At 57.1% G+C, this 19,865-nt stretch carries 17 protein-coding genes, 1 tRNA gene and 2 pseudogenes; 13 read left to right on the forward strand and 7 right to left on the reverse strand.

Translation table 11 applies throughout. The annotated features are described in order from the left end of the window. The first annotated feature begins 240 nt into the window (after nt 1–240). The 7 genes and pseudogenes from HU749_RS11715 to HU749_RS11745 all read left to right on the forward strand — a co-directional run bounded on the left by HU749_RS11715 (nt 241) and on the right by HU749_RS11745 (nt 6,834). Nucleotides 241–1,002 (forward strand): carbon-nitrogen hydrolase family protein, encoded by a 762-nt coding sequence (locus HU749_RS11715; RefSeq protein WP_186650679.1) that lies wholly within the window; start codon nt 241–243, stop codon nt 1,000–1,002. A gap of 7 nt (nt 1,003–1,009) precedes the next feature. After that, nucleotides 1,010–1,444: a GNAT family N-acetyltransferase gene (locus HU749_RS11720; RefSeq protein ID WP_186650681.1), complete on the forward strand. Its 435-nt coding sequence runs from the start codon at nt 1,010–1,012 to the stop codon at nt 1,442–1,444. 126 nt (nt 1,445–1,570) lie between these two features. After that, nucleotides 1,571–2,212, forward strand: a pseudogene (gacA, locus tag HU749_RS11725) (response regulator transcription factor GacA). Nucleotides 2,213–2,214: 2 nt separating this feature from the next. Then, on the forward strand, nt 2,215–4,038 hold the full coding sequence (gene uvrC, locus HU749_RS11730; protein ID WP_013692725.1) for an excinuclease ABC subunit UvrC: 1,824 nt from the start codon (nt 2,215–2,217) through the stop codon (nt 4,036–4,038). Between the two features lie 32 nt (nt 4,039–4,070). Continuing rightward, the gene (gene pgsA / locus HU749_RS11735; protein WP_014338708.1) at nt 4,071–4,631 is read left to right on the forward strand and encodes a CDP-diacylglycerol--glycerol-3-phosphate 3-phosphatidyltransferase; all 561 of its coding nucleotides are present in this window, start codon (nt 4,071–4,073) and stop codon (nt 4,629–4,631) included. Nucleotides 4,632–4,694: 63 nt separating this feature from the next. Next, nucleotides 4,695–4,770, forward strand: a tRNA-Gly gene (locus tag HU749_RS11740). Nucleotides 4,771–4,992: 222 nt separating this feature from the next. After that, entirely contained in the window at nt 4,993–6,834 is a 1,842-nt protein-coding gene (locus tag HU749_RS11745) for a tyrosine-type recombinase/integrase (protein WP_186650683.1), read from the forward strand. Between the two features lie 389 nt (nt 6,835–7,223). Here the strand turns inward: HU749_RS11745 and HU749_RS11750 are convergent, their stop codons facing one another. The 5 genes from HU749_RS11750 to HU749_RS11770 form a co-directional block, all read right to left on the reverse strand. Next, nucleotides 7,224–7,904 carry a class I SAM-dependent methyltransferase gene (locus tag HU749_RS11750; RefSeq protein WP_079302504.1) on the reverse strand — a complete coding sequence of 227 codons (681 nt, stop codon included), beginning with the start codon at nt 7,902–7,904 and terminating at the stop codon, nt 7,224–7,226. Nucleotides 7,905–8,618: 714 nt separating this feature from the next. Further along, nucleotides 8,619–8,909 (reverse strand): hypothetical protein, encoded by a 291-nt coding sequence (locus HU749_RS11755; protein ID WP_013692777.1) that lies wholly within the window; start codon nt 8,907–8,909, stop codon nt 8,619–8,621. 68 nt (nt 8,910–8,977) lie between these two features. After that, nucleotides 8,978–10,279, reverse strand: coding sequence for an NAD(P)/FAD-dependent oxidoreductase (locus HU749_RS11760; RefSeq protein ID WP_060738042.1), 1,302 nt, complete (start codon nt 10,277–10,279; stop codon nt 8,978–8,980). A gap of 11 nt (nt 10,280–10,290) precedes the next feature. Continuing rightward, entirely contained in the window at nt 10,291–11,034 is a 744-nt protein-coding gene (locus HU749_RS11765) for an HAD-IA family hydrolase (RefSeq protein WP_079302505.1), read from the reverse strand. 148 nt (nt 11,035–11,182) lie between these two features. After that, nucleotides 11,183–12,046 (reverse strand): glycine betaine ABC transporter substrate-binding protein, encoded by an 864-nt coding sequence (locus HU749_RS11770; RefSeq protein ID WP_079302506.1) that lies wholly within the window; start codon nt 12,044–12,046, stop codon nt 11,183–11,185. A 168-nt stretch (nt 12,047–12,214) separates the two neighbouring features. Between HU749_RS11770 and HU749_RS29585 the strand changes: the two are divergent. Next, nucleotides 12,215–12,364, forward strand: a pseudogene (locus HU749_RS29585) (LysR family transcriptional regulator); the annotation flags it as partial. Between the two features lie 87 nt (nt 12,365–12,451). After that, nucleotides 12,452–13,132, forward strand: a complete 681-nt coding sequence (locus HU749_RS11775; RefSeq protein WP_223473194.1) for a LysR substrate-binding domain-containing protein — start codon at nt 12,452–12,454, stop codon at nt 13,130–13,132. A 208-nt stretch (nt 13,133–13,340) separates the two neighbouring features. On the opposite strand, the gene HU749_RS11780 is transcribed toward HU749_RS11775, so the two are convergent. Continuing rightward, a complete protein-coding gene (locus HU749_RS11780) occupies nt 13,341–14,255 on the reverse strand; it encodes a carbohydrate kinase family protein (RefSeq protein ID WP_041931136.1) in 915 nt (304 codons plus the stop codon). 61 nt (nt 14,256–14,316) lie between these two features. After that, nucleotides 14,317–15,267 (reverse strand): AraC family transcriptional regulator, encoded by a 951-nt coding sequence (locus HU749_RS11785; protein WP_013692783.1) that lies wholly within the window; start codon nt 15,265–15,267, stop codon nt 14,317–14,319. A 292-nt stretch (nt 15,268–15,559) separates the two neighbouring features. Between HU749_RS11785 and HU749_RS11790 the strand changes: the two genes are divergently transcribed. The 4 genes from HU749_RS11790 to HU749_RS11805 are packed head-to-tail and all read left to right on the forward strand — an operon-like array spanning nt 15,560 to nt 19,855. Beyond that, nucleotides 15,560–16,870, forward strand: coding sequence for an ABC transporter substrate-binding protein (locus HU749_RS11790; protein ID WP_079302507.1), 1,311 nt, complete (start codon nt 15,560–15,562; stop codon nt 16,868–16,870). A 59-nt stretch (nt 16,871–16,929) separates the two neighbouring features. Further along, nucleotides 16,930–17,856, forward strand: a complete 927-nt coding sequence (locus HU749_RS11795) for a carbohydrate ABC transporter permease (protein WP_186650685.1) — start codon at nt 16,930–16,932, stop codon at nt 17,854–17,856. A gap of 10 nt (nt 17,857–17,866) precedes the next feature. Continuing rightward, on the forward strand, nt 17,867–18,700 hold the full coding sequence (locus HU749_RS11800) for a carbohydrate ABC transporter permease (protein WP_013692786.1): 834 nt from the start codon (nt 17,867–17,869) through the stop codon (nt 18,698–18,700). A gap of 57 nt (nt 18,701–18,757) precedes the next feature. Then, nucleotides 18,758–19,855, forward strand: coding sequence for an ABC transporter ATP-binding protein (locus HU749_RS11805; RefSeq protein WP_013692787.1), 1,098 nt, complete (start codon nt 18,758–18,760; stop codon nt 19,853–19,855). The last annotated feature ends 10 nt before the right edge of the window (nt 19,856–19,865 follow it).

Consider the following 19,865-nt stretch of genomic DNA (forward strand, 5'->3'; position numbering starts at 1 on the left):
CCGGAGTTTGAACACTGTTCGCCCGGGCAGCCGCAACCGAGCGCGGGGCGCTGGCGGTTTGAAGCGGTGAGAGGGCGTTGAACATGGTCTGTCTCCGATGAATGGCCCTGAGCTTACTTGAGGACGGTGCGCCGGTTCAATCAGAAAATTCTATCGAGGGCATGCAATTGTTCGCCCCAGCTTGAGTCCGCTGGGCTTTATGACAAACTTCAGGTTTGCAGTGCCTCCCAAGGATGACCCATGACCGCTCCAGCCTTCGCCGCCGCCCAGTCGATCTCCATCGCGGGGGATGTTCGCGCCAACCTCGTGCGTCATCAGCATTTCATGCAGGCGGCCGCTGAACAGGGCGTGCAGTTGCTAGTGTTTCCTGAGCTGTCACTCACCGGTTACGAACGCGGCCTGGCGGCGGATCTGGCCATCCTGCCGGAGGATGCCGTATTGCAACCGCTGCGCGACTTGGCCCGCGAACTCGGCCTGACAGCGGTGGTGGGCATGCCGATTCGCCTGTCGGCGGACGCCCCGGTGTTGATCGGTGCGTTGGTCCTTGGCGCTGACGGTTCCCTCGGGGTGTACAGCAAGCAGCATCTGCACGCTGGGGAAGAAGTCGCCTTCGCCCCGGGGCATGGCGGCTCGATACTGGCGATGGGGCAGGATTGCATCGCCCTGGTGGTATGCGCCGATTTTTCCCACGCCAGCCATGCTGCCGCGGCAGCCGGGCAGGGCGCTACGCTATATGCGGCGGGGGTGTTGATCACCGAGGGTGGTTACGTGCCCGATACGGCATTGCTGCAAGGCTATGCCCGGCAGCATGCCATGACCGTGCTGATGGCCAATCATGGCGGCGCCACCGGAGGCTGGGAATCGGCTGGCCGCAGTGCGATCTGGGGCCCGGACGGTGCGCTGCTCGTGGCCGCTCCAGGCACGGGCGAGCTGTTGGTGATCGCCCGCCGCGATGTCAACGGCTGGGCTGGGCAGGTCGTGCCGGTGGCAACGCCCGTATGAGGTTTTCATGAGCTTCGAGTGGCGTGCCGCAACGGCCGGGGACATGGACTTCGCCCGGCAACTGACCTGCGACAACATGCTTGCTTATTATCTCAAGCATGATTTGCTCTGGCAGGACGAAGCATTCGATCTGGCCTGGATCATTCGCCAGAACTGGATAATCAGTCGTGAAGGCCAGGCGCTGGGCTTCGTCAGCCTCAGCCGCGACGCCCGGGCGCTGTACATCCGGGAATTGCAGATAGATAAAGCGTTTCGTGGGCAGGGCGCGGGTACCTGGGCGATCGGACAGGTTTGGGACCTGGTGGGGCTGGAACGTCGGCCGGCGCTGCGTCTGACGGTGTTCAAGGATAATCCGGCCAGGGCCCTGTACGAACGCATGGGCCTGCGGGTCGTGGGCGAGGATGAGTGTTTCCTGAGGATGCAGCGAGACGCCGGTGCTTGAAGCCTCGGACGTTGTGTCAATAAAGATGTGTTGTAACTTTTATCTGTCCCTTTGCGCTAGGTCTGCTGGATGCTTTTTGCTAAGGTGTTGTGCAACCCAAATAAGACCAAATCGTGAGGTGTCTGCTTGATTAGGGTGTTAGTGGTCGATGACCATGATCTCGTCCGTACGGGCATTACACGAATGCTGGCTGACATCGACGGCCTGCAGGTAGTTGGCCAGGCTGAATCCGGGGAAGAATCCCTGATCAAGGCGCGTGAATTGAAGCCCGACGTGGTGTTGATGGACGTCAAGATGCCTGGCATCGGCGGCCTTGAAGCCACGCGCAAGCTGTTGCGCAGTCACCCGGACATCAAGGTGGTCGCGGTGACCGTGTGCGAAGAGGATCCGTTCCCCACTCGGCTGTTGCAGGCGGGCGCGGCGGGCTACCTCACCAAGGGCGCTGGCTTGAACGAGATGGTCCAGGCCATTCGTCTGGTTTTTGCCGGGCAACGCTACATCAGCCCGCAAATCGCCCAGCAATTGGCGATCAAGTCGTTCCAGCCAACCAACGATTCTCCCTTCGATGCGCTGTCGGAGCGGGAAATCTAGATTGCCCTGATGATTGTCGGTTGCCAGAAGGTGCAGATCATCTCCGACAAGCTGTGCCTGTCGCCCAAAACCGTCAACACCTACCGCTATCGTATCTTCGAGAAGCTTTCGATCAGCAGTGACGTCGAATTGACACTGTTGGCGGTGCGCCACGGCATGGTCGATGCCAGCGCCTGAAAATGACTGATCTGTTTGATCCAAGCGCGTTCCTGTCCACTTGCAGCGGTCGCCCCGGCGTGTACCGCATGTTCGACGGCGACGCACGCCTGCTTTATGTCGGCAAGGCCAAGAACCTCAAGAAGCGCCTGGCCAGTTACTTTCGCAAGACCGGCCTCGCGCCGAAGACTGCCGCCCTGGTGGGGCGCATCGCGCAAATCGAAACGACGATCACCGCCAATGAAACCGAGGCGCTGCTGCTTGAGCAGACGCTGATCAAGGAATGGCGCCCGCCGTACAACATCCTGCTGCGCGACGACAAATCCTACCCCTACGTGTTTCTGTCCGACGGGGCCTTTCCGCGCCTGAGCATTCATCGGGGTGCCAAAAAGGCCAAGGGTCGGTATTTCGGTCCTTATCCCAGCGCCGGGGCGATTCGTGAAAGCCTCAGCCTGCTGCAGAAGACCTTTTTCGTTCGCCAGTGTGAAGACAGCTACTACAAGAACCGTACCCGGCCCTGCCTGCAATACCAGATCAAACGCTGCAAGGCGCCTTGCGTGGGGTTTGTCGAGCCGCAGGTCTACGCCGAGGACGTGCGTCACTCGGTGATGTTCCTGGAGGGCCGCAGCAATGCGCTGACCGATGAACTGTCGGCAGCCATGGAGGACGCGGCGGTCAACCTTGAGTTCGAGCGGGCCGCCGAGCTGCGCGACCAGATCAGCCTGCTGCGCCGCGTGCAGGACCAGCAAAGCATGGAAGGGGGCAGTGGTGATGTCGATGTGATCGCTGCGTTCATCAACCCGGGCGGCGCTTGCGTGCATTTGATCAGCGTGCGCGGCGGTCGTGTGCTGGGCAGCAAGAACTTCTTTCCCCAAGTGGGTATCGAGGAGGACGTGGCTGAGGTCATGGCGGCGTTTCTGGGCCAGTACTACATCAGCAGCCCGGAACGCGACTTGCCTGCCGAGTTGATCGTCAACGTGGTCCACGAGGATTTCCCGGCTCTGATCGAAGCCATCGATAAGCTTCGCGGTCGTGAACTGACCATCAGCCACCGCGTTCGTGGCACCCGTGCCCGTTGGCAGCAACTGGCCGTGACCAACGCCGAACAGGCCCTCGGCGCGCGCCTGGCCAACCGTCAACACGTCGCAGCGCGGTTCGAGGCCCTGGCCGATGTCCTCAACCTGGACGAGCCGCCGCAACGGCTGGAGTGCTACGACATCAGCCATTCCAGTGGCGAGGCAACCGTGGCGTCCTGCGTGGTGTTCGGTCCGGAAGGCCCGATCAAGTCCGATTACCGCCGGTACAACATCGAAGGCGTCACGCCCGGCGATGACTACGCGGCCATGCACCAGGCATTGATGCGGCGTTTCGGCAAGCTCAAGGACGGGGAGGGCAAGTTGCCAGACATCCTCCTGGTGGACGGTGGCAAGGGCCAATTGTCCATGGCCCGCGATGTGCTCAATGAGCTGATGGTGCCCGACCTGATCCTGCTGGGCGTGGCCAAGGGCGCGACGCGCAAGGCCGGCTTCGAGACCTTGTACCTGAACGACGCAGCCCATGAGTTCACCCTCAAGGGCGATTCGCCAGCGTTGCACCTGATCCAGCAGATCCGTGACGAAGCCCACCGTTTCGCCATCACCGGACACCGTGCCCGCCGTGGCAAGACGCGCCGGACGTCTACACTGGAAGGTGTGGCAGGCGTCGGCCCGACGCGCCGTCGCGACTTGTTGAAACATTTTGGTGGATTGCAGGAACTGTCTCGTGCCAGCATCGAGGAGATAGCCAAAGCACCCGGTATCAGTAAAAAGCTCGCTGAGTCGATTTATGCAAACCTGCACAGCGAGTAGAATGCCCGTCAACCTTGTAGCCAGTTGTGCCGATGAATATCCCAAATCTGATTACCGTTCTACGCGTCCTGCTCATTCCGATCTTCATTTTGCTGTTCTATTTGCCGTACCACTGGAGCTACGTGGCCTCCGCCTCGGTCTTTGCCTTCGCCGCAGCGACGGACTGGCTGGATGGTTACCTGGCTCGACGCCTGGAGCAGAGCACGCCGTTCGGTGCCTTCCTCGACCCGGTGGCCGACAAGCTGATGGTCGCGGTGGCCTTGGTGCTGCTGGTACAGGAACACGGCAACCTCTGGCTCACCTTGCCGGCGGCGGTGATCATCGGCCGCGAAATCGTCGTCTCGGCGCTGCGTGAGTGGATGGCCGAGCTGGGCGCCCGCGCCCAGGTCGCCGTGTCGAACCTGGGCAAATGGAAAACCGCCGCGCAGATGCTGGCGCTGGTGATCCTGCTGGCCAACCCTTCGGACTTCAGCTTCTGGGTGCTGTTGGGTTACGGACTGCTGCTGGTTTCCGCGGGCCTGACGCTGTGGTCGATGGTCCAATACCTGCGCGCCGCCTGGCCGCATCTGCGGACAGATGTAGAGCCGAAATAAAACTTTTTTGAATCAAGGGGTTGACGGCGTAATCTGAATCTATAGAATGCGCCACACCAAGACGCGGGAATAGCTCAGTTGGTAGAGCACGACCTTGCCAAGGTCGGGGTCGCGAGTTCGAGTCTCGTTTCCCGCTCCAAATATTGCGCTACAGAGTTCCACTGAATTCTGTAAGTGATTGAAATCAGGGCCTTTAGGCCCTTTTTTCGTTCCAGCGGGAACCACTGAAATCCAGCACTATCCGGTGCGTTTAAGTCCAGAATTGAGTCCAGGATTCTGACGAGCACTGAATCGGTTAAATGCTGGAGCAGATTGTGTAGCGAGATGAGCATCTGGCCCTGACTCTGTTCAGGAGCTCGCGATGGCACTCTCAGAAATGACAGTTCGACATGCCCGAATCACCGGTAATGACTACACCCTCGGCGACAGTGATGGTCTCACACTCAATGTGACGGCCAGAGGCGGAAAAGTCTGGCTCTTCCGTTACTACTGGGCAGGCAAGCAGAAGCGCATGTCGCTCGGTAGTTACCCCCAAATTGGGCTTAAAGAAGCCCGTACCCGTCGTGATGAAGCACGGGCCTTGGTTGCCCAAGGCATCAATCCCTATGAGCATCGCAAACAACAGCGTCTTGCTGTTCATGCTGCGAAGGAGCACACCTTCGAGGCTGTGTTCAATCAGTGGGTGGAGTTCCGCAGGCTGAGCCTGAAGGAAGGGCGTCAAAGCACGCTCTCGCAGATATTGAGAATCTTCAATAAAGACGTCCTGCCCAGCCTGGGCGGGCGGTCTATCTACGATATCAATCGTCACGATCTGCTGGATTTACTGAGCAGGATCGAACAGCGCAAGGCTTTAACGACCGCCGAAAAATGTCGGACCTGGTTCAACCAATTGTTCCGTTATGCGTTGGTGAAAATCGAGGGACTGGAACACAACCCGGCTTCAGACCTTGATGTGGTCGCACTCCCCAAACCGCCTGTTACGCACAACCCATTTCTTCGTATGGACGAGCTTCCGGGATTGATGGCTGCTCTTCGAAATTACGGTGGCGCCAACCAAACTCGGCTTGGTCTTCGGTTGTTGCTGCTGACCGGGGTCCGCACGGGCGAATTGCGGCTGGCAACACCCGATCAGTTCGATCTGGAGAAGCGCTTGTGGATCATACCGGCGGAAGTGGTGAAACAACTTCAGCTAGCGATGCGGAAGCCAGGTAAACAGACCCAAAATGTACCGCCTTATATCGTGCCGCTGTCGGTTCAGGCGCTGGAGATCGTGCGTCACTTGCAGGACCAGGTTGTCCCTGCGCAACGCTACTTGTTTGCGCATCGAAGCGACCTCAGCAAGCGCATCAGTGAGAACACGCTGAATGGCGCGCTACGCCGAATGGGGTACGCCGATCAACTCACCGGTCATGGCATGAGGGCGACGATCTCGACGGCGCTGAACGAGATCGGCTACCCGAAGGTGTGGGTGGATGCTCAGCTTTCTCATGCGGATCCGGACAAGGTGAGTGCGGCCTACAATCACGCGGAATATGTCGAGCAGCGCCGGACCATGATGCAGGACTGGGCGAATCGTCTGGACCTTTGGGGGCAGGGACAACTGAAAGCGGCAAGTTCTCCGCTGACCATTCGTTTAGAGGGCGCAGCTTCATTACCTTCGTTGGAAAGCGCGAATGCAAACGCCGTTCTGTACAGCGGTGGCTTCCCAGAGACGACTGTCCCAGCCTCCAAAACGTCCGTCAGCAACGAACCGGTCCTTAACGCTGCTCAGTATTCACCAGTCCTACCTGCTCCTACGCAGACTGAACAGCTGCGCGACCCCCAAGTATCTGAAATACAACGCCAGCGCGCCGAGATGCTAGCTACCTATGAAGCTTCGAGTAATTTGGCACTGTTTGTCTTCGCCAAACTGGCAGGCAAATCCAGAGATCAGATCAACCGAGATATCAAGGCTCGGCGCCTGCTATCCCTGAGTCTGGGGAATCGCGGTCAGCGTATTCCCGATTGGCAGCTTGATCCACTGCGGCACAAGTTGGTACTTGCTGCGTTAGCGCGGTTTCCGGATGTCGATGCATGGAGGCTTTATGGCGCCCTTTGTAAGCCTCATGAGCGATTAAAAGGTCGCGCGCCAATCGATGTGCTTACTACGGAGAATTTCGATGTGACCGCACAAATCGTTTGCAGTGCGCTGGGTTCAAGCTGAGGTGCTGTCTTTTTGCTGTGATAATGGATGTCGCTGCTTGCTTGGGTCCATCTAGCTCGGGCTGCCGTAAATGCGTGAACTTCACGCGTTGCCTGAGGTGCGGCGGAGATGTTCGGCAAGAGGCTCCCCCCGAGGCCTCTATGCGCTGTCCGGTAATCCAGCCGTTACCTTCCCAGGTCTTTCGACCTATGATGAAACCGTCTTCGCCCACGCTGGCGGCAATTCGCTCGTAATGGTTGCTAATCGTTCGCTCACTGTCTCCGTTGGGGAGAAATGTCCATCGGAAAGACACGAGGCGCCCATCCACGGAGCTGATCATGTGGCCTATGATTCGAGGGGGCGTAAACTATAAACACCATCAAGTGAATACGCGGCCGATAGCCATCCTATTATTTTTTGCGCAAAACATACACTCGCCACATGGCGTAGAACGGTATGAAGTCCAGGGATTTCTGAACACGGAAACCGACTTGTTCAAACTCTGCCTCGACAGTAGTAGCCGGTAACACGAACCGATTTTGGTAACCTTCCTGTTCTCCTTTGTTGCGACGACGCACTTCGGTACGCTTGCGTTTCCAAGCCTTGAAGTTCCCGTCCACCCATAGTGAGATAATTACGCTGTCGCGAGTAACGCGTTGAAACTCACGCAGTATCGCGAGTCTGTGCTCAGGGGCGCCGATGTGGTGCATCAAGCGCATGCAGAATATGTTGTCAACCGCGTTGTCCGGTAAATCGATAGCAAAGGCAGAGGTCTGCAACGGGCGAACCCGTTTCACCACTTCCGCCGGTTGGGCGATGGTTGCGACCTTCAACATCGACTCAGAATTGTCTGCGCCGATGATCACGCGACCAGGCTTTTGCGCCAGTAACGGCCAGAAACGCCCGGCCCCACACGGCAAGTCCAGCACCAAGCCAGGCTCGCCAGCGGCGACCAACGCACTACGTGCCAATTGCTCGTCGCGTTTGTGGGATAAACGGCGGGCCAGATTGTCCTTATGCTTGAGTAAATAACTCTGCGCGTGCTTATCGTCGTACTTTTCGGAAAATTCAAGCTTGATCGGATCGGGCATCAATGGGGCTCCATTTGTTGCGGCGAATAATTCCAGAGGGTATGAACTGTAATCCTCATTCTGACTTGGTGCGGTCATGGCTCTGGCTGGGGGGGCTGCTTGACTATGGGAGCTTTCAGGTCAATCAAACAACCTTATGGCTTCTATCAGAATGGGCGTGGAGCCTATTGACGATGACGCAGGGGCTGCGTAACCGTGGCGTGATTTTACGACAGGGATGACGAAGAGCTAGCTGCGTGATCGCATATAACCATGAGCTGTATTGATGGCTGGGCGTCAATAACACCATCGCGTTGCTGGGGGTGACTGATAACTCTCATTTATGGCTTCAATCGCTGCGATGTACTTCAAGTTTTACTGTCAGCTGATACCTGCTTGCTGAGAATCAATTTTGGCGATGTCAGCTTTGAAAGAAAGGCGGCTTTTGACGTCGACAGACGGAGTAAGCAAGAGATCTGACGAATAAGGGGTTGGCAGTTGGGGCCGGTACACTGCTTTTAACCTTCTGGTTTTTCCCGCACGGAGCAGGCCTGGCCTTGGTCCTGACCGACCGAATGCCTTACGTTCCCCCACTTGATCAACTTGAGCATTAAACGACGCTACGACGTGGCGTGACCAGAGAGCACATGCTCACTGGGCTCTATGAGAAAATCTTGAGCGCCAAATGACTTTTGCCAATTCCTAGAGCGGTCAATGGCGAGATTATCTATGTATTCATTTGTCTGACTTCGCTTTAAAACTCTGGCTCGTGACACCGTCCGCAGGACGACGTTGATTCGCGCAGGGCAGCAACCCGCGGTGCTCCCAGAGCTTCAATATGGCGTCCATGCAGGCGCTACTTGCTCGCGCCAGCTGGCTCGGATCTTCAGCTTCCAATAATTCGCACATCAACCTGCGAATGTAACTGGCCAGCCACATGGCGAGAGGGTCATCCCGGCACTTCGATAGTTTGGTCGATAATTCCCGGCCTAGTTTCAAGCATTGAATTTCATTCTCCAACAGCATGGCAGTATCACTCCTTCCGGACCGAGGCTGTGTAGCGGCCTGGGACTGTCATTTCTTTCGGGATACGCTCAGCGTCCGATGGCGTCCAAAAACTGATACCAACCGGCGACCATTCGAACCACGGGTACTCGCAGCGAATAAAAAGGTATACGGCGTATTTTGTCCGCCCACATCAACCCCAATTCTGGCTTCCGCCCAACAATGACATCTGCGACATGCTTACCGATGTATGAGGACATGGCCACTCCCGTGCCGTTGTAACCCATGGCATAGACCACGCGGTCATCAATCCGTCCGACGTGCGGCACACTGTCAATTGTGAGCGCCACTAGCCCCGACCAACGATGGGTGATGGTCGCCCGGGCGAGTAGGGGAAACTGCTTGACCATCGCTTCGTGCAAGGCATTGAAAGCCGCCTCGGAGTCATCCGTGCCGAACGCACCGCGACCGCCGTACAACAGACGGTCCTCGGCCATCCGAAACCAGCGCATCATCCGCCGCGTTTCGGTGTAGCTGCGGCCGTGGCGCAACAACTCCAGCTGCGGGCCGGTGAGAGGCTCGGTGGCCAGCATCGCCGAACGAAAAGGCACGACCGATTTGCGCACAGGCGCAGTAGCTGGCGTTAGGCTCGAGTAACCGTTAGTAGCCAACACGACTTGCTTGGCACGGACAGTGCCAGTAGGTGTCTCCACCCTGACGCCCGTCCCCATCCGCCGAATGCCCATGACGGGCGCTCCCTCATGGATACTGACTCCCGCCGCGCTCACACCGTCGGCCAACCCCCGGACGAAGTTCAATGGGTGTAACAAGCCTCCACCTCTGTCGAGGACGCCGCCGACAAAATCGCCAGAGCCGGTTTCCTCCTGCATCTGACCGGCGCAAAGCACTTCGAAGGAGCTATCCCCCAAATGCTCATGCAACCACTGCGCCTCCCGCACACAGTAGTCCAGCGTGGCCTCGTTGTGCGCGCAATGCAGGCTGCCGCTACGCCGATATTGCGCCGCTTCCAGCGAATAAACCGCCACCAGCTCCTCAAGGTGTTCCACCGACTCAAGGGATAGACGACGCATAGTCTGAGCCATCTCCAGTCCGTATCGCGCCGCCACCTTGCTCAGCGAGATACGATACTTGGCCGACACCACGCCACCATTTCGACCGCTCGCCCCCCAGCCGATGCGACTGGCTTCCAGCACCACTGTTGCCAGCCCTTTTTTCGCCAAATAATGCGCCGTGGACAACCCGGTATAGCCTCCCCCCACCACGACCACGTCATAGCTTCGATCACCTTCCAGCGCTGGAAATGACGGAGCGTCAACGGCCGTGGATTGCCACAGTGAAGCAATATCGGCTGCAAAAGGACTGACGGCCATGGCTCGCTTCCTCAGGAATATTTCATGGCTGGGTTGCTCAACTCGGCTTCCACTGCGTCAGCCAGCTCTTTCATTGAGTGGAAGTGGAAGTCGGGTTGAGTGACCTTTTCAGGCACGGGCGTGGCGCCATAGCCCAGGATGTCGTGACGACGTTCGATCCAGCAAGTGGTATAGCCCGCCTCGTGCGCCACACCGATGTCGTGATACTGGCTCTGAGCGACATGCAAAATGTCACATTTCTGGAAACCTGAAGCTGACTGACGTCCTTGGTTGTAAGCGAAATACAGTGGGTCGGGCTTATGTACGCCGGTCTCTTCGCTGGTGAGCGAGTCATGGAACGGATAGCCCAGGGTGAATTGGTAAGCGGAGAAGGAAGTGCGATCGACGTTGGTCATGGCGACTAGACGGAAATGCTTGCGCAGGCGAGCCAGGGCATCCACGGAATCGGCAAAGGCTGGCCAGGAGACCACTGAAGCCTGAAAGCGATCACCGGCGGCCTTATCGCTGATCAGTCCCAATTCGGCTGCGAACTTTTGATAAATATCGCTCATGGTGTACATGAATCGATTGGGAGCACGCATGTCGCCGCGGTACACGTCATCTGCGGTTTTGTAAGCGTCGAAAATGGCGTCGTCAGAAACGTTATAGGCTTCAGGTCCGCCGATACTGCGTACGGCCGCCAAGATGCCGGCTTCGAAATTGATCAGGGTGCCTACTACGTCAAAGGTCAGGACTTTGAAATCAGTCAGTTTCATTGCGGTTCTCCAGGGTGTTTTATTAGTTAAATGGCAATTCAGCAAATGACGGGCACACATCGGCGCACAGGCGGGTTGCCGCATGCGGTGGATCAGGTTCAGGTAGTGGGATAAAACGCAGCGTTTGAAACTGGACGCAAATGTCAGGTCACTGGAACATGGCAGCGAAGCGTGTGCGGTTCTTCAAGTAGTAAGCGTTCACTACTTCATCGACCGAACTATCCTTGGCTTGCATCTGCATGGTTTCCAGATCGTTCAAAGGCAACGTGTAATGCTCGAGGAAGGTGGCGATCTTCGGCTCGTCCGCCTTGAAGCCCAGGCGGGAAACCACGTGGATATGCTCAGTACCGCCGAAAATGTTCTTCGAGTCGACGAGATAGCGCAATTTCCATTTAGCAAACATCCAGTGCGGGTTCCAGGCGTTGATGATCGACCATTTGTCACGGGACTGATCCCGCGCTAATTCCGAGAGCATGCCTGCTTCGGAGGAAGCAACCAGCTTGTAGTCTTTGAGGCCATATTCGGCGATGGCCTTTTCGGACAGTTTGTATTGCCCATTTCCCGCTCCTGCCGACAGGATTCGGTTGCCGAATTTCGCCGCAATGCCCGGCTTGTTCAGGTCTTCAATACTGGACACCTCACTGGCCGGAATGCTGTCTGGAATCGCCCAGCCAATCTTGCCGTCGTACACGGTCCCCAAGTCTTCAACTTGAGAGCTGTACTTGTCCCAGAAGGTTTTGTGCGCCCCTGGCAGCCAGACCATTGGAATGAAGTCGACGCTCTTGTTGGCTAATGCCTGGAATTGGATGCCCAGGTCGGCCATGACGAGTTTGACCGGATGGCCAGTCACGTCTTCGATCGCCTTGGCGGCCAGTTTTGCAGTGATTTCTGCATCTGCCCAGTTGATCCAGCCGATACGGATCGGTGCCTGCTCGGCGGAGACCGGCAGTACCTGCAAAAGGGAAAGCGCCAAGCCTCCCATCAGAACCTTGAATGTGTGCACCAAGCGCATTTGCGTCTCTCCTGAAATTACGATAAAGCTTAGGTAATGGAATAGAGGCAGATCAATACTGGTCATCGCAGACATGGACGGTCGTATACGCCGGCCTGGTTGCCATATGGCCATGATTCTGCGGGCAGAACAAACAACTAATTCACGACCTTTGGATAACTTTTTGTAATGGAAAAGCTTCGGCGGCGCCTTCCTCCTCTCAACGGTCTTGTGGTGTTCGAAGCCGCTGCGCGGCTGCTGAGTTTTACTGCGGCGGCCCATGAAATATGTATTACTCAGGCGGCCGTTAGCCGGCAAATTCGGCTCGTAGAAGAGTTTCTCGGTCACGAGCTATTCGTGCGTGAACACCGTCGGGTCAGCCTTACCCCTTCTGGGAGGCGTCTGTATGCAGCGGTGGATCAAGGAATGGAGCGCATTGCCCAGGCAGCCAGTGATATCCGCAGCGGCACGCAGGAGGCGTTGACGATCACGGCCACCATTGGCTTATCGACCTATTGGCTGATGCCCCACTTGGAGGCCTTTCAGGCCGAGCACCCTGAGGTGGCGATCCGGTTGCTGGCGCTGGACCGGGAGGTGGATTTACGCGAGGAACAAATTGACGTGGCCTTCACCTGCGGCGATGAGGGGCAGTCGCAGCATATTCGCATGACCCGCCTATTCGATGAAAATATGGTGCCGCTGTGTAGCCCTGGCTACCTCGCTGGGCGCCAGATCAAGAACTTGCAGCAACTGGTGGGGGAGCGTTTGTTGCACTTGGACCACGAACACTGGCGCGGCTTCAACTGGCCAGTGGTGGACTGGTCCACCTGGCTCAACCAGATGGGCTATGAAGGCCCGTTGCCGCCCTCGCGCATGGCCTACAATAACTACGCGCAGCAGATTCAGGCGACCCTGGATGGGCGCGGCATAGGGCTGGCATGCATCGGTATGCTCAAGACGTATCTGGACAGTGGCCAATTGGTGCAGCCCCTGGCATTGGAGCACAGAACCGCGCGTGGTTATTACATGGCGGTTAATCAGGCCAGCACTAACGAGGCGGCTTTGCAGGTATTTCTGGAGTGGTGGGAACGCTCAGTGGTGATCTGAACAAGCATTGGGCGAAACAGGTGGCCGCTTAGAAGCAACAGCCCTGGCAAAACGCTCTGGACGGCTGCCTGGCACGAACAGTGCGCTTCGAATGATTTTGGATTAAACGCCCCGTGCAGGGGGGGTAGTCGTCATCCGGGATCTAAAGTCCATCCAGTGCTTCTTGAGTCCCGCCTTCCTGACAAAATGGCGGTACGCAATGCGAACTTCAGCGCTGATGTTGCATGCGGTTTGACAGCAAATCCTCCACCTCTTCACGACTAGGCGCGTAAGCCCCGGCATGCGAGCAAGACACCGAGGCACAAGCAGCGGAGAACTCCAATCGTGCATGGGGCTCTTGGATGCCTAACAACGTCGAGGCCAGCCATCCGGCCATACTCGAATCGCCAGCACCCACCGTATCAGCGACCTCAACGGCGATCGCGGGCTGTTCAAACTTCACGTCGGCAGCATACAACGCCATACCTTTCGCTCCACGGGTGAAAAGAATCTGCGCACTAGCATTCATCGTCCGCAACGTGTGAAGCGCCTGTTCTTCGTTCAATCCAGGGTATATCTGGCGAAGATCTTCATCCGAGAGCTTGATGATGTCTGCAAGCTCCACCATGGCCGGGAAAGTCAGCTCGCGGTAGCGGGTGTCCATCAGGTTGCGCCAGTTCGGGTCATAGCTGATCAGCTTGTCTTCTTCCTTCACCCTCCTGGCCACCTCAACAAGCCTGTCCCCCAATGGCTGACGGGCAAGGCTGATACAGCTGAAGTGACAGAGTCGAGCGGCATCCAACCAACCTGCCGGGAGTTGGTCCACATCAAAAAGTAGATCGGCCTCGCCCGCAAAGAAATACCGGGGAGGGTGGCTGGAGGGCACGATAGCTACCAGAGGGTCAGCGTCAACTCTCTGGAGGAATCTCATGTCCAGGCCGGCAGACTTCGATTGCTGTGCGAGCTCATCGCCCAATGAGTCGGTACTGATCGAGCCGGCGAATGCAGTGGGCACGCCGAGGCGGCTCATTGCGCGGGCCACGTTCCAGGGCGCGCCACCTGGATAGCCCTGCCACCGTCCGGGCGAGTGTTGAACCACGTCGGTCAGTGCTTCACCAAACACAACAACGCTCGGCAATTGCATATTCATTCTCTCTTGTATCGGGCTGGGGACACTATCGTGCGTCACATCGACAGGCGCGGTCTCACCGCACCTGCGTGATCGGTAGCGATGGGTGAAGACTGTCTCGGTTGAAGAGCTTCACGGCAGTAGTACGCCGGTAGTCGCTCGGGGTCTGATGCATTTCATGACGGAAGTGGCGATTGAAATTGGAGACGTTTTCGTAGCCTACCTCGAAGCAGATTTCGGCGACCGAGAGCTGTGTCTGGACGAGTAGCCGACATGCACGCTGGATGCGCAGCTTGCGCATCAGGTCCATGAATCCGTGGCCAGTGATTCGTTTGAAAAAGCGTGAAAAACCGGCCTCGCTCATCCCAACTCGCTCGGCGATGACAGATAGCCGGACGTCAGACGTGAGCTCATTGATCAAGTAGTCGAATGCCTGATTAATTCGCTCCGAGCTGCGCTCGTTCAACGAAGGCGAGTAGCAGGCGCTGGCCAATACCCGAATTTCGCGCTTTGGCGCCCTTGCGAGGGTGCCTATCAATTGCAGGAACATGATCAGGCGCTGAAGTCCCGTCGCCTCGCCGATTCTCTCAAGCAGCAAAGCGGCCTCGACGGCCGTCCCCCCAGTAAACTCGATCCCACGTTGTGCCAGCTCAAATAGCGTTTTCAGCTCTGATAGCTCAGGTAATGAACCTTGGAGGTCGAGCAGGGCAGCACCGTCAAACTGCAGAACCACGTCGCGGCCTACGAGCTGTTCCCCCGGCGCGATATCTCCCATCCAATCATGGGGAAGACCTGGGCCAATCAGTGCGACATGTCCTGCGGTGAAGGGCCCGATGTAATCCCCAGCCAAAAGCTTGCCACTTCCTTGTCGAATCAGGTGGATTTCATATTCCGGATGGTGGTTCCAGCGGGCGAGGGCGTATGGATAGTCGTGCTCGTACCATCGAAAGCTCTGATCGGGTTCAGGAAGGATGACTTCAAGGTCGGCTGGTCGGTGCTCGAACAAAGCAGCGCGGTTATCAGGCATCTCGTGCCCCTTTTTATAGTTATGCGGTGGATCGAATGCGCCAACCATACGCCGAATTCGTCCGGGGCTGCTAGCCCAACTATTGCAGCTTGTTGATACTTTTTTAACCCTCGTGGCCGCCGGTTGTCGCGATCAAAAAAGTATCGGTTCGGCGTCCGCGATTCGTTTGAGGGCGGGGCGGGTAGGTGGTCTAATCAATTCGCCCACCACTGCAATGCGGTCTTGTTTTGCTCACAAGTGGTGAACAACAACAATAATAGCTCCGGTCATCTGGCTTGGAGTGGAGAGCCCCATGAAGATTACGAATGCGCTAATTCTTTCTACTGGTCTGTCATTCGCCCTTGCCAGCCATGCCGCTGAGACGCTGACCATCGCGACGGTCAACAACGGTGACATGATCCGAATGCAACGGCTATCCAAGGTCTTCGAGCAGCAGCATCCCGACATCAAACTGAACTGGGTCGTGCTCGAAGAGAACGTTCTGCGTCAGCGCCTGACCACTGACATTGCCACTCAAGGTGGTCAGTTCGACGTGTTGACGATTGGCACCTACGAGACCCCGATGTGGGGTGCTAAGAGCTGGCTAGAGCCGATGAAGGACCTCCCGGCCGGCTACGACGTCGACGATATCTTTCCTGCCGTGCGTCAGGGCCTTTCCGTTAACGATACGCTCTACGCACTGCCGTTCTACGGCGAAAGCACCATCACGTACTACCGCACCGACCTGTTCAAGGCTGCAGGGCTGACGATGCCGGGGCAGCCGACCTGGTCGCAACTGGGCGAGTTCGCTGCCAAGCTCAATGATCCTTCGAAGGATCAATATGGCATGTGCTTGCGTGGCAAAGCTGGCTGGGGCGAAAACATGGCCTTGCTTACCACGATGGCCAACGCCTTCGGGGCGCGCTGGTTCGATGAGAGATGGCAGCCTGAACTCAATGGTCCTGAGTGGAAGGCAGCAGCGACGTTTTATGTTGATACCCTGAAGAAATACGGCCCTCCGGGAGTATCCAGTAACGGGTTCAACGAAACACTGGCCCTTTTCAACAGTGGAAAATGCGCGATTTGGGTTGATGCAAGCGTGGCTGGATCTTTCACCACCGATAAGGAGCAGAGCCGGGTGGTGGACAGCGTAGGTTTCGCTCCTGCGCCTATTGAGGTTACCGACAAGGGGTCCTCATGGTTGTACGCCTGGTCATTGGCAATTCCTGCCACCTCCAAGCACAAAGAGGCCGCCAAATCGTTCGTCACCTGGGCCACCTCCAAAGAGTACATCCAGCTAGTTACCGATAAGGATGGCATCACGAACGTGCCACCCGGTACACGCATCTCGACCTACAGTGACGCTTACCTCAAGGCCGCGCCGTTTGCTCAGGTAACGTTGCAAATGATGAAGCACGCTGACCCGTCGCAGCCTTCAGCCAAACCTGTTCCGTACGTGGGCATTCAATACGTGGTGATCCCCGAGTTTCAGTCGATCGGTACATCGGTAGGCAAGCTTTTCTCCGCAGCATTGACAGGACAAATGTCGGTTGAGCAAGCGCTGGCTTCTGCCCAGTCCACAACCGAGCGCGAGATGAAGCGTGCGGGCTATCCCAAAAAATAAATAGCCCCTTACCTCCGCCGGCTTAGCGCCGGCGGTCACAGCCGCACAGGTAAATAATCATGAACACGTCCATTATTCGAGCCCAGCTTGCGGCCTCGGCGCCATCACGCGCACGCCGTTTGATCAATCCAGGATGGTTTCTGGTGTCGCCATCGGTTGCACTTTTGTTGCTCTGGATGATCGTGCCGCTGGCCATGACCGTTTATTTTTCGGTGATCCGGTACAACCTGCTCAATCCAGGGGAAAACGAGTTCGTTGGCCTGGAGAACTTTGCCTATTTCGTGACAGATTCGGGTTTTCTTCCCGGAGCGCTTAACACGTTGATATTGGTGGGCAGCGTGTTGCTGATCAGCGTGATTTTTGGTGTCTTGATTGCAGCCTTGCTTGAGGCAAGCGAGTTCTTTGGACGCGGCATAGTCAGGGTGCTGCTCATTTCGCCGTTTTTTATCATGCCGACCGTGGGTTCGCTGATCTTCAAGAACCTGATCTTCCACCCTGTCTCCGGGATCCTCGCGGCGGTATGGAAGTTCTTCGGGGCACAGCCCGTCGATTGGCTAGCTCATTACCCACTCTTCTCGATCATCGTCATTGTTTCCTGGCAGTGGCTGCCTTTTGCGATCTTGTTGCTGATGACAGCCATGCAGTCGCTCGATCAAGAGCAGAAAGAGGCCGCTCGATTGGATGGGGCGGGTGCCCTGGCCATCTTCTGGCATCTGACCCTGCCACATTTGGCCAGGCCCATCGCGGTGGTGGTGATGATCGAGACGATTTTCCTGCTGTCGGTATTTGCAGAAATCTTCACCACGACAAATGGCGGACCTGGGGTCGCTTCGACCAACCTCGCCTATCTGATCTACAACCAGGCGCTGGTGCAGTTCGATGTGGGCATGGCCTCGGCCGGTGGCCTGATTGCGGTGGTGATCGCTAACATCGCGGCGATTGTGCTGGTGCGCATGATTGGCAAGAACCTGACCGACAAAGCCTGAGGACAACGCCATGATGACGCTTAAACAATCCCGGTCTCTGCAAAGCGTACTGCTCGGCACCTTGGCCTGGGTCACCGCTTTGCTGTTGTTCTTTCCGATCTTTTGGATGGTGCTTACCAGTTTCAAGACCGAGATCGACGCTTTCGCTACGCCGCCACAGTTCATCTTCATGCCTACGCTGGAGAATTACTTGCACATCCAGGAGCGCAGTGACTACTTCCACTTTGCGTGGAACTCGGTGCTGATCTCCTTCTCCGCTACAGCGTTGTGCATGCTGATCGCGGTGCCGGCGGCCTACTCGATGGCGTTCTATGAGACCAAGCGCACTAAGCAGACGCTGCTTTGGATGCTATCGACCAAGATGCTTCCTCCAGTTGGGGTGCTCATGCCTATCTACCTTCTGGCGAAGGGGGCGGGGTTGCTGGACACCCGGATCGCGCTGATCGTGATCTACACCCTGATCAACCTGCCCATCGTGGTATGGATGATTTACACGTACTTCAAAGACATCCCCCGGGAGATTCTGGAGGCGGCCAGGCTGGACGGCGCGACCCTGGGGCAGGAGATGCTGCGCGTGCTGCTGCCCATCAGCAAGGGTGGGCTGGCCTCGACCATGCTGCTGTCGATGATCCTGTGCTGGAACGAGGCCTTCTGGTCGCTCAACCTGACGAGCTCCAGCGCCGCACCTCTGACCGCGCTGATCGCTTCCTACTCGAGCCCTGAGGGTCTGTTCTGGGCGAAGCTTTCCGCGGTTTCCACATTGGCCTGCGCACCTATCTTGATCTTCGGCTGGATCAGTCAGAAGCAATTGGTTCGTGGGCTGTCCTTTGGCGCCGTCAAATGACGACGCCGAGCATTCAATGATTTCGCGAAGGCTCCAATTTCATACAGGACTTTACGCATGGCCACTTTGAAAATAGAAAATCTCAAGAAAGGTTTCGAGGGACTGTCCATCATCAAGGGCATCGATCTCGAGGTTAAGGATAAGGAATTTGTGGTGTTCGTAGGGCCGTCGGGGTGTGGCAAGTCGACCCTGTTGCGCCTGATTGCAGGTTTGGAAGACGTCACGAGCGGCACGATCGAGCTCGACGGCCGAGACATCACTGAGGTGACTCCTGCCAAACGAGACCTGGCCATGGTATTCCAGACCTATGCTCTGTATCCGCACATGACGGTACGCAAGAATTTGTCATTTGCCTTGGATCTGGCAGGTGAGAAGAAGCCGGATGTGGAAAGGAAGGTCGCCGAGGCCGCAAGGATTCTCGAACTTGGTTCTCTGCTCGACCGCAAGCCTAAGCAGTTGTCAGGTGGTCAGCGCCAACGAGTCGCTATTGGGCGTGCGATTGTCCGAAACCCGAAAATTTTCCTTTTCGATGAGCCACTGTCGAACCTTGATGCTGCGCTGCGTGTACAAACGCGCTTGGAGCTGTCCCGACTGCATAAGGAGCTGCAGGCGACCATGATCTACGTGACCCATGACCAGGTCGAAGCCATGACGCTCGCCACCAAGGTCGTTGTGCTTAACGCTGGGCGGATCGAGCAGATTGGTTCGCCGCTCGAGCTCTACCATCACCCTGCCAACCTGTTCGTTGCCGGCTTCCTTGGGACACCAAAAATGGGATTCTTGCAGGCGACTGTGCATGCCGTGCATGCATCGGGGGTGGAGGTTAGATTCGCCTCTGGAACCACTTTGCTCATTCCACGCGACAGCAGTGCGTTGTCGGTCGGGCAATCCGTGACGATCGGGATACGGCCGGAGCATTTGACCCTGGGCGCTGAAGGCCAAGTGCCAGTCACGACGGATGTCACCGAGCGCCTGGGCAGCGATACCTTCTGCCACGTGAATGTCGATTCAGGAGAAAGCCTGACGGTACGTGTCCAGGGGGATTGCGAAGTGCCGTACGCCGCCCGGCGTTATCTCACCCTCGATGTCGCTCATTGCCATCTATTTGATGAGAGCGGTCTTTCGGTAAGCCCTGCGGCATCACGCGCGGCCTGACTTCCATCAC

The sequence above is a fragment of the Pseudomonas ogarae genome (assembly GCF_014268695.2).
GTDB lineage: Bacteria > Pseudomonadota > Gammaproteobacteria > Pseudomonadales > Pseudomonadaceae > Aquipseudomonas > Aquipseudomonas kilonensis.

What these genes read in the sequence shown, in the direction of transcription:
- HU749_RS11775 (WP_223473194.1), top strand. Translation starts at nt 12,452, where the DNA reads ATGGAGCGCATTGCCCAGGCAGCCAGTGATATCCGCAGCGGCACGCAG.
- HU749_RS11760 (WP_060738042.1), bottom strand. Translation starts at nt 10,279, where the DNA reads ATGGCCGTCAGTCCTTTTGCAGCCGATATTGCTTCACTGTGGCAATCC.
- HU749_RS11805 (WP_013692787.1), top strand. Translation starts at nt 18,758, where the DNA reads ATGGCCACTTTGAAAATAGAAAATCTCAAGAAAGGTTTCGAGGGACTG.
- HU749_RS11720 (WP_186650681.1), top strand. Translation starts at nt 1,010, where the DNA reads ATGAGCTTCGAGTGGCGTGCCGCAACGGCCGGGGACATGGACTTCGCC.
- HU749_RS11800 (WP_013692786.1), top strand. Translation starts at nt 17,867, where the DNA reads ATGATGACGCTTAAACAATCCCGGTCTCTGCAAAGCGTACTGCTCGGC.
- HU749_RS11770 (WP_079302506.1), bottom strand. Translation starts at nt 12,046, where the DNA reads ATGCGCTTGGTGCACACATTCAAGGTTCTGATGGGAGGCTTGGCGCTT.
- HU749_RS11795 (WP_186650685.1), top strand. Translation starts at nt 16,930, where the DNA reads ATGAACACGTCCATTATTCGAGCCCAGCTTGCGGCCTCGGCGCCATCA.
- pgsA (WP_014338708.1), top strand. Translation starts at nt 4,071, where the DNA reads ATGAATATCCCAAATCTGATTACCGTTCTACGCGTCCTGCTCATTCCG.
- HU749_RS11790 (WP_079302507.1), top strand. Translation starts at nt 15,560, where the DNA reads ATGAAGATTACGAATGCGCTAATTCTTTCTACTGGTCTGTCATTCGCC.
- HU749_RS11755 (WP_013692777.1), bottom strand. Translation starts at nt 8,909, where the DNA reads ATGCTGTTGGAGAATGAAATTCAATGCTTGAAACTAGGCCGGGAATTA.
- HU749_RS11745 (WP_186650683.1), top strand. Translation starts at nt 4,993, where the DNA reads ATGGCACTCTCAGAAATGACAGTTCGACATGCCCGAATCACCGGTAAT.
- uvrC (WP_013692725.1), top strand. Translation starts at nt 2,215, where the DNA reads ATGACTGATCTGTTTGATCCAAGCGCGTTCCTGTCCACTTGCAGCGGT.
- HU749_RS11785 (WP_013692783.1), bottom strand. Translation starts at nt 15,267, where the DNA reads ATGCCTGATAACCGCGCTGCTTTGTTCGAGCACCGACCAGCCGACCTT.
- HU749_RS11765 (WP_079302505.1), bottom strand. Translation starts at nt 11,034, where the DNA reads ATGAAACTGACTGATTTCAAAGTCCTGACCTTTGACGTAGTAGGCACC.
- HU749_RS11780 (WP_041931136.1), bottom strand. Translation starts at nt 14,255, where the DNA reads ATGCAATTGCCGAGCGTTGTTGTGTTTGGTGAAGCACTGACCGACGTG.
- HU749_RS11750 (WP_079302504.1), bottom strand. Translation starts at nt 7,904, where the DNA reads ATGCCCGATCCGATCAAGCTTGAATTTTCCGAAAAGTACGACGATAAG.
- HU749_RS11715 (WP_186650679.1), top strand. Translation starts at nt 241, where the DNA reads ATGACCGCTCCAGCCTTCGCCGCCGCCCAGTCGATCTCCATCGCGGGG.